Origin of the sequence: Paenibacillus sp. HB172176 (assembly GCF_011947265.1) — a bacterium.
In the GTDB taxonomy this organism is placed as follows: Bacteria; Bacillota; Bacilli; order Paenibacillales; family Paenibacillaceae; genus Pristimantibacillus.
Map to the genome: position 1 here is coordinate 468,277 of NZ_JAATHD010000003.1, position 12,701 is coordinate 480,977.

13 protein-coding genes are annotated in these 12,701 nt (G+C 46.3%); 12 read left to right on the plus strand and 1 reads right to left on the minus strand.

Annotated elements, in window-relative coordinates:
- The first annotated feature begins 144 nt into the window (after positions 1 to 144).
- The 5 genes from HFP08_RS07020 to HFP08_RS07040 all read left to right on the plus strand — a co-directional run bounded on the left by HFP08_RS07020 (position 145) and on the right by HFP08_RS07040 (position 5,148).
- Positions 145 to 1,638: a tagaturonate epimerase family protein gene (locus tag HFP08_RS07020; RefSeq protein ID WP_168119838.1), complete on the plus strand. Its 1,494-nt coding sequence runs from the start codon at positions 145 to 147 to the stop codon at positions 1,636 to 1,638.
- A 74-nt stretch (positions 1,639 to 1,712) separates the two neighbouring features.
- Positions 1,713 to 2,174, plus strand: a complete 462-nt coding sequence (locus HFP08_RS07025) for a divergent PAP2 family protein (protein WP_168119839.1) — start codon at positions 1,713 to 1,715, stop codon at positions 2,172 to 2,174.
- 150 nt (positions 2,175 to 2,324) lie between these two features.
- Positions 2,325 to 2,819 carry a glutathione peroxidase gene (locus HFP08_RS07030; protein WP_168119840.1) on the plus strand — a complete coding sequence of 165 codons (495 nt, stop codon included), beginning with the start codon at positions 2,325 to 2,327 and terminating at the stop codon, positions 2,817 to 2,819.
- Between the two features lie 140 nt (positions 2,820 to 2,959).
- The gene (locus tag HFP08_RS07035) at positions 2,960 to 3,874 is read left to right on the plus strand and encodes a YitT family protein (RefSeq protein ID WP_168119841.1); all 915 of its coding nucleotides are present in this window, start codon (positions 2,960 to 2,962) and stop codon (positions 3,872 to 3,874) included.
- Between the two features lie 413 nt (positions 3,875 to 4,287).
- Positions 4,288 to 5,148: a DUF421 domain-containing protein gene (locus HFP08_RS07040; RefSeq protein ID WP_168119842.1), complete on the plus strand. Its 861-nt coding sequence runs from the start codon at positions 4,288 to 4,290 to the stop codon at positions 5,146 to 5,148.
- A 90-nt stretch (positions 5,149 to 5,238) separates the two neighbouring features.
- Here the strand turns inward: HFP08_RS07040 and HFP08_RS07045 are convergent, their stop codons facing one another.
- Entirely contained in the window at positions 5,239 to 5,967 is a 729-nt protein-coding gene (locus HFP08_RS07045) for a hypothetical protein (RefSeq protein ID WP_168119843.1), read from the minus strand.
- Positions 5,968 to 6,327: 360 nt separating this feature from the next.
- On the opposite strand from HFP08_RS07045, the gene coxB reads away from it, so the two are divergent.
- The 7 genes from coxB to HFP08_RS07080 all read left to right on the plus strand — a co-directional run bounded on the left by coxB (position 6,328) and on the right by HFP08_RS07080 (position 12,699).
- The gene (gene coxB, locus HFP08_RS07050) at positions 6,328 to 7,380 is read left to right on the plus strand and encodes a cytochrome c oxidase subunit II (RefSeq protein WP_168119844.1); all 1,053 of its coding nucleotides are present in this window, start codon (positions 6,328 to 6,330) and stop codon (positions 7,378 to 7,380) included.
- An 81-nt stretch (positions 7,381 to 7,461) separates the two neighbouring features.
- Complete coding sequence (ctaD, locus tag HFP08_RS07055) at positions 7,462 to 9,306, plus strand: cytochrome c oxidase subunit I (protein WP_168119950.1); 1,845 nt, start codon at positions 7,462 to 7,464, stop codon at positions 9,304 to 9,306.
- The gene (locus HFP08_RS07060; RefSeq protein ID WP_168119845.1) at positions 9,303 to 9,920 is read left to right on the plus strand and encodes a cytochrome (ubi)quinol oxidase subunit III; all 618 of its coding nucleotides are present in this window, start codon (positions 9,303 to 9,305) and stop codon (positions 9,918 to 9,920) included. The genes ctaD and HFP08_RS07060 overlap by 4 nt, the downstream gene beginning before the upstream one ends.
- A 3-nt stretch (positions 9,921 to 9,923) precedes the next feature.
- The gene (locus tag HFP08_RS07065; protein WP_168119846.1) at positions 9,924 to 10,241 is read left to right on the plus strand and encodes a cytochrome C oxidase subunit IV family protein; all 318 of its coding nucleotides are present in this window, start codon (positions 9,924 to 9,926) and stop codon (positions 10,239 to 10,241) included.
- Between the two features lie 100 nt (positions 10,242 to 10,341).
- Positions 10,342 to 11,262, plus strand: a complete 921-nt coding sequence (ctaG, locus tag HFP08_RS07070; protein ID WP_168119847.1) for a cytochrome c oxidase assembly factor CtaG — start codon at positions 10,342 to 10,344, stop codon at positions 11,260 to 11,262.
- A gap of 61 nt (positions 11,263 to 11,323) precedes the next feature.
- On the plus strand, positions 11,324 to 11,785 hold the full coding sequence (locus HFP08_RS07075; RefSeq protein ID WP_481856545.1) for a DUF420 domain-containing protein: 462 nt from the start codon (positions 11,324 to 11,326) through the stop codon (positions 11,783 to 11,785).
- A 182-nt stretch (positions 11,786 to 11,967) separates the two neighbouring features.
- Positions 11,968 to 12,699 (plus strand): hypothetical protein, encoded by a 732-nt coding sequence (locus tag HFP08_RS07080; protein ID WP_168119848.1) that lies wholly within the window; start codon positions 11,968 to 11,970, stop codon positions 12,697 to 12,699.
- Positions 12,700 to 12,701: the final 2 nt, after the last annotated feature.

A 12,701-nucleotide genomic window follows, 5' to 3' on the forward strand; every position in this document is an offset into this window, starting at 1 on the left:
TTTATCGCAATATAAGTTTATTATAACGACAAAAAGCAATATTGTATCTATATAATTATACAATATTGTCATAGAATAAGGATGAATCAATCCTAAGTGAATGCTCCAATTGAATAATGAATAATACAAAGGAGAGTGTAAGTGATGAATTCCGTTGCACAGCAATTAAAAGAGGGCAAGATTCCTGTTTCCACAAATCAAGTAAAGGTATATCCCCGTTCTATTCATGAGCATGACGGCGCTAAACTTATTATGGTGCGTCAGGATCAAACAAAGTCGATTCTGTGTGTTGGAGAAGGAGAGCTTTATTCTTCACTGGAAGGCACTGAATATGATGGTTATAAAAGCTGTCCGCTCACGCATGCCAATCGCATGGCGCTTATTCAATTCTTTCCTCATTTGGCTCCGCAGGCGTTCGGAAGAGAGGTTGCGACCTTTGGGCTTGGCGACCGTCTCGGTCTTGCGGGTCCAGGACATTTGCAAACGATTTCCGGCAGGAACGCGAAGCCGATCCTGGCTCAGCAGAGCATTCGCGAGCTGAATCTGACGGGCAGAGATTATCGCGAAGTGTTGGATGCGGCAAGCTATGCCGCTTTTCAAGAAGGCTACAGAGACGGCTTCGGCGCGGATGGCGATCACTTGAAGATTGAAGAAGACATCAAGATGTCTCTGGACCTCGGTTTCACTATGCTTACGCTGGATTGCTCGGACAAGATCGACAATACGATCGAAGGCTTGAGCGAAAGCGAGCTGTCCGAGAAATATGCGAAGCTGCCGGAGAACGTTCGGAGTCGCTATGAATCAAGCTATTTGAACAAAGAGTACGAGGTAGGCTCTCACAAGGTTTCCTTCAACAAACAAAGCGTGATGAAGAATGTGCTGATCTATGATCAAGCCATCCAATATATGATTGAAATATACCGCAACTATATTACAAAAGCCGGGCGCAGCATTGATTTTGAAATTTCGATTGATGAAACGATGACGCCGACAGCGCCTGAATCTCATTATCTCGTGGCCAAAGAGCTGTATGATCAGAATGTAGAAATATTCAGCATGGCTCCGCGCTTCTGCGGAGAATTCCAGAAGGGAATCGATTATGTGGGCGATCTTGGACAGTTCGAGAAGGAATTGATTCTGCATGCAGCCATCGCCGATCATTTCGGCTACAAGCTTAGCATTCATTCCGGAAGCGACAAATTCAGCGTGTTCTCCATGATTGGAGAGCAAACCAAGGGCAGATGGCATGTGAAGACCGCGGGAACCAACTGGCTTGAAGCCGTACGCACCGTTGCCGAGGTTCAGCCGGCGCTTTATCGCCGCATGCATCAGTACGCGCTGGAGCATTTCGAGGAAGCGACAGCCTATTACCACGTGTCGGCCGACATTTCCAAAATCAAGCCATTGGCCGAGGTTTCAGACGCTGATCTGCCGCAATATATGAACGACGACAATGCAAGGCAGCTTATTCATATTACGTACGGCATTCTGCTGCAAGCGAAAGACGAGTCCGGCAATTCATTGTTCAAAGAAGACTTCTATCGCATGCTAAATGATCAGGAAGAGGCGTATTACGCTGCTTTGAGCAAGCATATCGGCAAGCATTTCGACTTGCTCGGCAAATCGAAGCAAGGATAATTGCAGGCTGGGAATGCTCGTTCAACCTTTAGGGAACACTCAAGGCATGTTGAGGAATTATCCGAGGAGGTTGAATGATGTCCAATCGGGGATTGGAGACGGCGCTTGTTGCGGTAGGAGCGGCGCAAGTAATGAAGCTTCCTATTCATTATTGCCGTACAGGCAAATGGGATTGGAAGCAGTTATTCGGTTCGGGAGGCATGCCCAGCTCCCATTCGAGCGGCGTATCGGCGCTTGCTGCTTATACGGCAACCAAGTACGGTATGAAGACACCAGTGTTTGCGATCGCGTCCATGCTCGGAATTATCGTCATGTATGACGCCATGAATATACGCAGACATGCTGGCGAAATTGCGATTCAGGTCAATGATCTTGACGAGGATGTGGAGAGATTAACGGGCAACCATCCCGGATTGTTTCATAAGAAACGGCGATCGGAGCTGAAGGAAGCGCTTGGTCATCATCCGAGCGAGGTTGCGGCGGGAGCATTGCTTGGGGTGCTGTTAGGCTATGCAGGTGCTGTCATTTCGGAATAGAAGCTAAGAAGAAGACGTCAAGCGGTTTAGCTTGGCGTTTTTTGGCGTTGAGGTACGGATAGGATTGGAGCTGGAAGAGAATGTTGACATCTTTGTTTAAATTGCATACAATTTAATTAGATGTTATTCGATTAAGAAGGAGGTCGTTCAATGTCCATCTATGATATTGTAGTGAAAACGATAACTGGCGAGGAACAAACTCTGGAGCCCTACAAGGGGAAGGTTATGCTTATTGTCAACACAGCGACGGGCTGCGGCTTTGCGCCGCAATTCGGCGGACTGCAGAAGCTCCACGATGATTACAAGGACCAAGGCTTTGCTGTGCTTGGCTTCCCATGCTCTCAGTTCGGCAATCAGGAGCCTGGAACAGATAGCGAGGTTGCGCAGTCCTGTCAGCTTAACTTCGGCGTTTCATTCCCGTTATTTTCGAAAATCAATGTGAACGGCAAGGATGCGCATCCCTTATTCAAGCTGCTGACGAATGAAGCAAGAGGCGTGCTGGGCTCAAAGTCGATTAAATGGAATTTCACCAAATTTCTTGTTGATCGGGAAGGGAATGTCGTGAAGCGCTTCGGCTCCACCGATGAGCCTGCCCAAATCGAAAGCCATGTGAAGGAATTGCTGGCCTACAAAGTTAATGCTTAATGGATGGAAGAAAGCTGGAATATATGACATGAGCATCTTTGACCTTTGAGGGTTGGAGATGCTTTTCTCCATTTCCGGAAGTTCGATATCGTTCTGATTGTCGCATAAATAAGTTTGGAATCTAGCGAAAATCGGTTATAATGACTGTAGGCAGATATTCAATCTTCAAAGGGGGAAAGGGTTTGGCAGGAAATAAAAAACATAAGAAATTGTCTAAGCTGGAAATATTCAAACGATTGGTCTTTATAACGATAGGTTCTATATTAATGGGGATTGCGTTGGAGAAGTTCCTCGTTCCTTATGATATAATCGATGGCGGAATTGCCGGTATTTCCATTATGCTTTCCGCGATTACAGACTGGCCGCTGAGCTTGTTCCTCTTCATTGTGAACGTTCCCTTTCTTATTCTCGGTTACAAGCAACTAGGGAAAACCTTTGCCCTGTCAACGTTGTACGGCATCATTATTATGTCGGCTACAACAGCGTTCTTCGAGCATTCGGGTCCCTTCCCCGAAGATAAACTGCTTGCCGTGTTATTCGGCGGATTGATACTGGGCGCGGGCGTTGGTCTTGTTATTCGATATGGCGGATCGCTTGACGGCGTAGAGATCGTTTCGATTTTAATTTCAAAGCGAATCAGAATTGCGGTCGGTCAGGTGATTATGGTATTCAATGTATTAATCTTCGTCGTTGCCGGATTTGTGTTCGAATGGACCTCGGCGATGTACTCCATGTTTACCTATTATATTGCGATCAAGGTCATTGATATTGTTGTAGAAGGTCTGGATGAATCGAAATCAGTTACGATTATATCCAAGGAATTCGAAGAGATTTCGCAGGCCATAATGGATCGGCTCGGCAGAAGCACTACATTGCTGCAGGCCAAAGGCGGGTATTCGGGCGAGGGGACGGAGGTAATCTACTGCGTCGTATCGCGCTTGGAGCTGGCGAAACTGAAAGGCATTGTTCAATCAATTGACGAGAAAGCTTTTATCGCGATTGAGCATGTGTCAGATGTCATGGGAGGCAATTTCAGCAAGAAGAGCATTCACTGACAGAAACGACGAAGAAATTGGACAGGGCTGCCCTGTCGGCACAGCATCTGCCGACTGAGCAGCCCTTAAATTATTGTTGAAACTATTTAACCAACAGCCTCAGCTGTGTGATGGAATCCCCGTTATAACCGCAAACCGCATGCTTGCAAGGCGGCGAACTTGCTATTCTAAAACAACGAAAGCCCTGCCTCTCTTCCGTCCTTGCGGCTCCAATGACCGCGCCAGCGTGAATCAGAATGACAACATGAACAACATGAGTTGGATAGGTCAGTCAAGAAATCAAAATCAGAGGGTAATTATGAATTTCATTGAGGATTGACGAGGTTAAATACAACATTCTTATTATTTTACCATGATTCATTCATATTGGCAAGAATAATTGGGCATTATAAGAAAAAAGGAGGAATGAAACGATGCCCGATTGGCTGCAAATTGTACTTCGAACAATGGTGGCTATTGTCATTTTATTTGTATTAACAAAATTGCTGGGAAAGAGACAGATTTCCGAGCTTTCCCTCTTTGAATACATAACGGGAATCTCTATAGGCAATATCGCTGCATACATTTCACTTGATCTTGATAATTTGTGGTATTTGGGGCTGATTTCCTTAGTTGTTTGGGTGACGGTTTCGGTTGGCATCGAATTTGTGACCATGAAGAACAAGCGGATAAGAGATTTTGTAGACGGCAAGGGCACTGTGCTCATCAAAGACGGACAGCTCGATAAGAAATCGCTGCACAAAGAAAGAATGACGTTGGACGAGCTGCTCGAGCAGCTGAGGAAGAAAGATGTTTTCCGAGTGGCTGATGTTGAATTTGCCGTAATGGAAGCAAGCGGAGAGCTCAATGTAATGTTGAAGAAGGAATATCAGCCTGTAACCGCCGATTTGCTCGGCTGGAAGGTAAGCGAAGAGAAGCCTCCGGTAACGGTGGTCATGGATGGTCAAACGTTGCAGGACGAGCTTCAGGCGGCCGGCAAAAACGAAGGCTGGCTTTTGCATGAGCTTAAGAAAAATCATATGAAGCTGCGCGAAGTATTTCTGGCCCAGATTGACGATAACAATCAATTGATTATTCAAACAACAAACGGGAAAATCATTCCTGCACCTAAGCAAATGAAAGCAGCGGACCGGATCTTTCAGATGACATCGCAGCTCGAGGCAGAGCTCAAGCAACTGGAGCAATCCTCTACAAACGAATCGGATCGGAAAAAGTACGAATCTGCGCTGAAGCATTTGCAGATCGGAATAGACGGTATGAAGCCGAAAAATTAGTGGGAAAGACGAGGAATCCATGTGTTTCTCGTCTTCCATTTAATGCCGAATCGATGACGATTTTGACGTACATATAATAGAAGGAATAATTTAACGGCGACGCATTTGCTTCTGTTGCGGGGCATATTCTCCCGGAACGGTAATCGGAGGCGGCATGACGGTGCCATTGCCGAAGAAATATTGTACAACCGTATTGAAATCATCGAGATAAGGCTCGAGCGAATGCCCGCTCCATGCTTCCTTCGCGAATTCATTCAAATAGTTGACCAGTTCCATATTGGCCGAAATGTGAACCTCCTGCAAGCTCGGCGTGTTTTCCCGAATGAGAAGCGCGATTGTTTGCTTTAGTTCATTCGAGATATCGTTATGATCATTGACCGTGAAATAGGAATTATAAGGAGATGCCAGCACTCGGCTGTTGCCGTCTGGACCTCCCGGGACTGAGTTGTATCGAAGCCTGTTTCTTCCGCCGTTATTCTGCTCTTCCGTGCCGCCCGAGTTTTTCGTGCCGACGGCCGTCCAATCCAGCATGATGCCCGCATAGGCGTTTTTGTCGGTCAGCATAACGATTGCGGAAGCTACGCCGTTCAGCGAGCTTATCTTGTTCGAGAGCATGGAGCTGTATTCGAAGTATGCGTTATTATGCTGTTCGGCATTGCTCGACATCGTGCCATACGAACGATTTTGCGCGGATTTCAAATCATTTTTGCCGCGGCTTCCATAATCGTAATCGCTTTTTTGCACCTTTTCGTAACTGCCGCAGCCTGAAGCTGCGACCAGCGCTGCAACAAGAAAGATTAGAGCCGATTGTCTCATCATAGGTTGGCAACCTCCAATCGATTTTCATGCTTTAGTTTTGGTCTTGAAGCCGGAAATATACCTTATGGAGATCATACATAATTGACCATGGTTTTGGTGCACAATGTAGAGAGAAGCGGCAAATTAGGATATAGAAGATCCAGCAAAACACAAGGAAAAAAACGCATAAATCTTGCGATTTTGACAGGTTTGAGAACAATTTGTGAACTCTCTGTGGAGCGTTGACAAAAACAGGCATCAACTTTATATTTAATAAAGTGATTTAAGTTGCAGGGGTTGTCATAACATCTGTGAAAAACGCAGCAGGCCGCTTGCCACGTAATAAGGCAGCTGTGAAAACGTCAAAAGTGGGGTTGATTAATGATGAATCGGTGGCAATTTTTAAAACGGCTTGCGCCGCTATTAACCATTATGGTTTTGGTGCTTGCGGCATGCGGACGAGAAGACTTGTCTCCGCTTAATCCCCAAGGGCCAGTCGCGCAAGAGCAATTGGATTTGATGAAGACTTCAATCATTATTATGTCTGTGGTGGTTGTCATCGTCTTCGCAATCTCTTTGTACGTTATCGTTCGTTTTCGTAGACGTAAAGGGGACAAGACTATACCTAAGCAAGTAGAGGGCAATCATAAGCTGGAGATTATCTGGACCGTCATTCCAATAATCATGCTTGTGATTCTTGGCGTGCCTACGGTTCAATCGGTATTCAACTTGTCGAAAGATCAAAGTGATGATCCGGACGCCATTAAGGTTATCGTTACCTCACATCAATATTGGTGGGAATTCGAATACCCTGATTACGGAATCAAGACCGCTCAAGAGCTTGTCATACCAAAGGGAAAGACGATTGCGATCGAAGCCAAGACGGCGGATGTTCTTCACTCCTTCTGGGTTCCGTCTCTTGCAGGCAAGATTGATACAAATCCAGGCGGTACAGTGAATCATATGTACTTTTCGGCACCGAAAGAAGGCGTTTACTTGGGCAAATGCGCCGAGCTATGCGGACCTTCTCACGGTTTGATGGATTTCAAGGTGAAATCGGTCGATCAAGCTTCATTCGAGCGTTGGACATCGGCGATCAAGGCTCCTGTAGCGATGCCTAGCGATCCTGCCGTGGCTGCAGCTTTAACGAACCAATGTCTTGTATGTCATGCGATTGGCGATCAAGGCGGTCCGGCTTATCCGAATCTGACAGGTATCGGCAGTCGCGACAGCGTGGGCGGAATTCTTGTCAATGTCGATGCTGATGATATTAAATACGACAATGAGGGAACGGTGTACGACAATCTCTACAGATGGATCAAGGATCCTGAAGCGGTAAAACCGGGCAATCATATGGCGAAGCAATATGATTTAACGGATCAGGAGCTTGAAGGGATTGCCGACTATTTATCCAAATTAACTCTAGACTACTAAAATAAACACCATCAGTGATTGAAGGAGGTACCTACATTGGCTCATGCTCACGCGCATGCGGTTAAACGTTATAGCGGCATTATGGATTGGCTGACAACGGTTGACCACAAGAAAATTGGCATTTTATATTTGATTGCCGGGGGATTCTTCTTTCTCGTCGGCGGTCTGGAAGCAATACTGATTCGGGTGCAATTATGGGGACCGCAGAACGATTTTGTATCGGCTTCTACATATAACGAGCTGCTTACCATGCATGGAACAACAATGATCTTCCTGGCGGCTATGCCCGTCATATTCGCTTTATTGAACGCGATTGTTCCGCTTCAGATCGGAGCGAGGGATGTAGCGTATCCATTCGTTAACGCGATTGGATTCTGGACTTTCCTGTTCGGCGGCTTGCTGCTAAATGTAAGCTGGTTGACCGGCAGCGTTCCTGACGCTGGATGGACTTCATACGCGCCGCTTGCCGGCACGACTTACGGTCCTACACATGGCATGGATTATTACGTGCTGGGCTTGCAGATTGCAGGTATTGGTACACTGGTAGGCGGAATCAACTTCTTGGTTACAATTATAAATATGAGAGCGCCGGGTATGACCTTCATGCGTATGCCGCTTTTCACATGGACGGCTTTCATTACTTCCGCTCTTATCCTGTTTGCCTTTCCTGCGTTAACTGTAGGCTTGGCGGCATTAATGTTTGATCGTTTGTTCGATGCCAATTTCTTCGACCCTGCCGGCGGCGGCAACGCTGTCTTGTGGGAGCATATTTTCTGGATATTCGGACATCCTGAGGTGTATATTCTGATTCTGCCGGCATTCGGCGTTATTTCCGAGGTAATAAGCACATTCTCCCGGAAGAGATTGTTCGGTTACAGCTCCATGGTCTTCGCGACTATTCTCATCGGCTTTCTCGGCTTCATGGTTTGGGCGCATCACATGTTCACGACGGGACTTGGTCCAGTAGCGAACGCGCTCTTCTCCATCGCAACCATGCTGATTGCGGTACCGACGGGGATCAAGATTTTCAACTGGCTCTTCACCATGTGGGGCGGCTCGATTGTTTTCACCTCCGCGAATTTATTCGCAGTCGGATTTATTCCAACTTTCGTTATGGGCGGGGTAACAGGGGTTATGCTTGCGGCTGCTCCAGCGGATTTTCAGTATCATGATTCTTATTTCGTTGTTGCCCATTTCCACTATGTTATTGTCGGCGGTTTGGTGCTCGGCTTATTCGCCGGCCTGCATTACTGGTGGCCGAAGATGTTCGGACGCGCGCTGAACGAAACATTGGGCAAGCTGACGTTCTGGACATTCTTTATCGGCTTCCACTTGACCTTCTTCGTACAGCATTTCCTGGGCCTTATGGGGATGCCGCGCAGAATTTGGCAGTATCTTGACGGTCTGGGCTTTAATGAACTGAATATGATTAGTACGGTAGGCGCATTCCTGATGGGCCTTGGCACAATCTTCTTCTTGATTAATGTTGTCACAACGTTTATGAAGCCGAAGAACGCTCCTAATGATCCATGGGATGATGGCCGAACATTGGAATGGACGATTCCATCGCCTGCTCCTGAATACAATTTCGCACAAACTCCGCTGGTTCGCGGATATGATGCCTATTGGAAAGAAAAGCAAGACGGTCACACCAGCATGACGCCGGCTGAACCGATAGGTCCGATTCATATGCCTTCGCCTTCGATTTTGCCGTTCTTCATGGGCCTTGGATTGTTCATTGCCGGATTTGGATTCATGTACGCACCGGATTGGGGCGATGTGGGACCAATCGAATCCGGACATGTCATTGCGATTGCAGGACTTGGCATTACACTTCTGTGTATGCTGCTTCGTTCCGTATTCGATGATCACGGGTTCCACATTGAAGAAGAAGAAATTCTTAAGGATATGGGGGGTAAAGCATGAGTGCACAAACACACGCAGATGGTCATCTGCCTCATGAGCCGGAGAAGGCGACCCTCGAGGGACGCAATAAGATATTGGGGTTTTGGCTGTTTCTTGGCGCCGAGACCGTATTGTTCGGCACATTGTTCGGCGCTTTCCTTGCTTTAAGGGACCAGGTGCTGGATGGACCGACCGCCAATCATTTGTTCGAGCTTAAGACAGTAGCTATCGCAACTGCCTTGTTATTGACATCCAGCTTAACCAGCGTGTTCGCCGTTCAAGCCTTGCATCAGCAGAAACGGAAGAGCATTATTGGTTGGCTGATTGTTACCGTCCTTCTCGGCGCGGGATTCCTAGGGCTAGAGATCGAAGAGTTCCATACCTATGTAACGGAAGGACATGGCTTTACGACAAGCGCGTTCAGCTCCTCCTTCTATACGCTGGTAGGCTTTCACGGAGCGCACGTACTGTTCGGCATTCTGTGGATCACGTTGATCATTCTTCAGCTTGTTAAGAAGGGATTAACGGTTGTTACAGCCCCCAAGGTTTATGTTGCCGGTATCTACTGGCATTTCATCGACGTTGTGTGGGTGTTCATCTTCACAGTCGTGTATTTGATGGGAAAGGTGGTTTAACGAATGTCAAGCAATCATTCCGCCACAGAACGTCAATCCAGGCCGCATAGAACGGAAGGACCGAAGAAGCATATCATTGCTTTCATCTGTTCCATACTTCTAACGCTTGTTGCATTCGCAACCGTCATGAGCGGCGAAGTAAACAAAGAATTTATTTACCTGATCTTGCTTGGAACGGCTTTTCTTCAAGTGTTCGTTCAGATGGCTTTCTGGATGCATATGAAGGACAGAGGCCACACCTTTGCAATCATCGGAATTTTGATGGGGATATTCGTTGTTTTTACTGTAGTCATCATGGCCCGCTACTGGGCTTGGTGGTAAATCTTTTGCCAGCATTTGAACTGAACAGAGGAGGGTCCCGGTTTGGGTCCCTCCTCTTTCTCAGGATATTGGCGTTAGGGAATAGAAAGGAGTTTCCACAATGCGCGATTTGAACAAATATTTCAGCTTTGAACAATTGTGGTCACCGATGTTTTTGTTTGCAATGATTGCGTTTGTCATTCTCTATTTCTATTTGGTTGGACCATGGAGAATCAAGCATTTCCCGAATGAGAAAGCGGCCACACTTTGGCAGAAAACATGCTTGATAGCCGCAGTGCTGTTCTATTATCTCTGTCATGGCGGTCCCCTCAAGATGCTGGGTCATATGATGTTCACGTATCATATGATTAATATGTCGGTTTCCTATTTAATCGTTCCGCCGATGGTTCTTGTCGCTGTCCCCGCCTTCATTTGGCGCAAAATGTTCTCGGCGCAATTTTGGGTGAAGCTCCGTTTCTTCATGCATCCTATCGTAACGTTAATCTTGTTCAATATGCTGTTTTCGCTCTATCATGTGCCTGCAGTGCATGATTATGTCATGACGCATTTTACGATTCACAGAATCTATTACGGCGTACTGCTCGTTACCTCCTTTATGATGTGGTGGCAAATTGCTTGTCCCGTTCCGGAATGGTCCAGGCTTACAGATGTGAAGCGAATGGCTTATGTATTTGCCAACGGCATGCTCTTGACACCGGCCTGCGCCTTGATTATTTTTGCCAGCACCAGTCTGTATGCGACCTACAGCGATCCCGAGCAATGGGCGAAGGCAATGGGATATTGCATCTCCGGTAATACCAGCTATCTCATTTCGGAATTCGGCGGTCCTGAGTTTTTCAATTGGATGGGCACGAAAGAAGACCAACAGTTGGGCGGAGTCATTATGAAGCTTGTGCAGGAATTGATGTACGGCATTATTCTGGCATATATATTCAGACAATGGTTCAACAGGGAGCATGCGGATGATGAGCTGCCGAATGCAAATCCGAACCCGAATAACTCAGATCCGGGAACCGTTTAATGCCATGATAACGTTATGACCTTTATGACCTACTTTCATCATAAAATGGAGTGAATAAAAAGTGGAAATGAATGCACTATTGCCTGCGACAAGTACTTTTTTTATCGTGCTTAGCGCGATACTGGTCGCGATTGGCTGGAGGCTTGCTATTAAACGCAAGCTGATTCAGCATCAGAAGGTCATGGTGGCGGCAGCAATCGCGGCTATACTGTTCTTCACGATCTACGCGAGCAGAACATTGATCATTGGGAGCACACCATACAGTGGACCGGACGGATTAAAGCCCTATTATCTCGTGTTTCTATTGTTTCATATCGTGCTTGCTATCGTTGCGGCAGTATTCGGTATAACCACGATTACGCTGGGCTTTCGGAAGAAATTTTCGAAACATCGAAAGCTGGGCAGAGTTACTTCGATCATCTGGTTCATTACGGCGATCACGGGCACAGCCGTTTATCTCATTCTGTATATTATCTATCCCGGTGATGAGGTCAAGCCATTATTCGAAGCGATATTTGGTTGAAGCTTCAACGCTAGCTCAACAACCATTCATGCATCCGTTCTCGACAACAGAGGGCGGATTTTTTTTGCTATTTTTTTCTCAAGAATTGACAAGGAGCAGTTAAGTGAATATACTGTGTATATAGATATGTACAGTATACACACTCTATTATGTTTATGCGCAATCTGTTGGGAGGTTACTCAGTGAACAGCACAATTCGCGGCGCCATGTTTCTAGCTAAGGAAGAGCTGCGCAGATCGAAATGGAAGCCGATTCTTGTCCTATTTTTTATCGCATATATGCTGATATTCATTGTTCCCATGTTTGTAGATGCTTTGAACGGCGAGGAAGTAATGTTCATCCAGTGGACAATGGATTTCCTGATGATATCCTTATTGCCCATATTCGGGTTTATGTGTACCCAGACATCATTCAGTTACTGGAAGTCGGATGTAAATGCCAGGAAGCTGTCCAGCTTAAGGGTTTTTCCTATCTCTCTGAGGCAAATCGTTTGGGGAAGAATTTTGACCATCCTCGCTACATCACTGCCGGCATTGCTTCTTTATTTTATCTCGTTTTTTATTTGTGCGGCGGCTTATGGAGCCGAAATCAGAGTGGGAGCAATGATTAGCTTTTCCATCCTGTGGGCAGCCTTTTCCATTTGCATAAGTATGGTTTATCTATTTGTAGAAATGTGCTTCAATGGCAAAACTTATTTTTTGTTCAGCTTGCTCTATGTATTTGGTTTGTTGATTACGCTAATGCTTATTTCCTTGACATTCGATATTTCCTTGATCGAAAGATCCATGCATGCCTGCATGAACGGTTTCGGATGGATTGCGATTGTGGCTGGGGCGGCAGCAGCTCTCATGATCATCATTGTCCAGAAGCAAGTCAGGAACAGATTGCAATCGCGGAATTACTTCCATGATTAAGA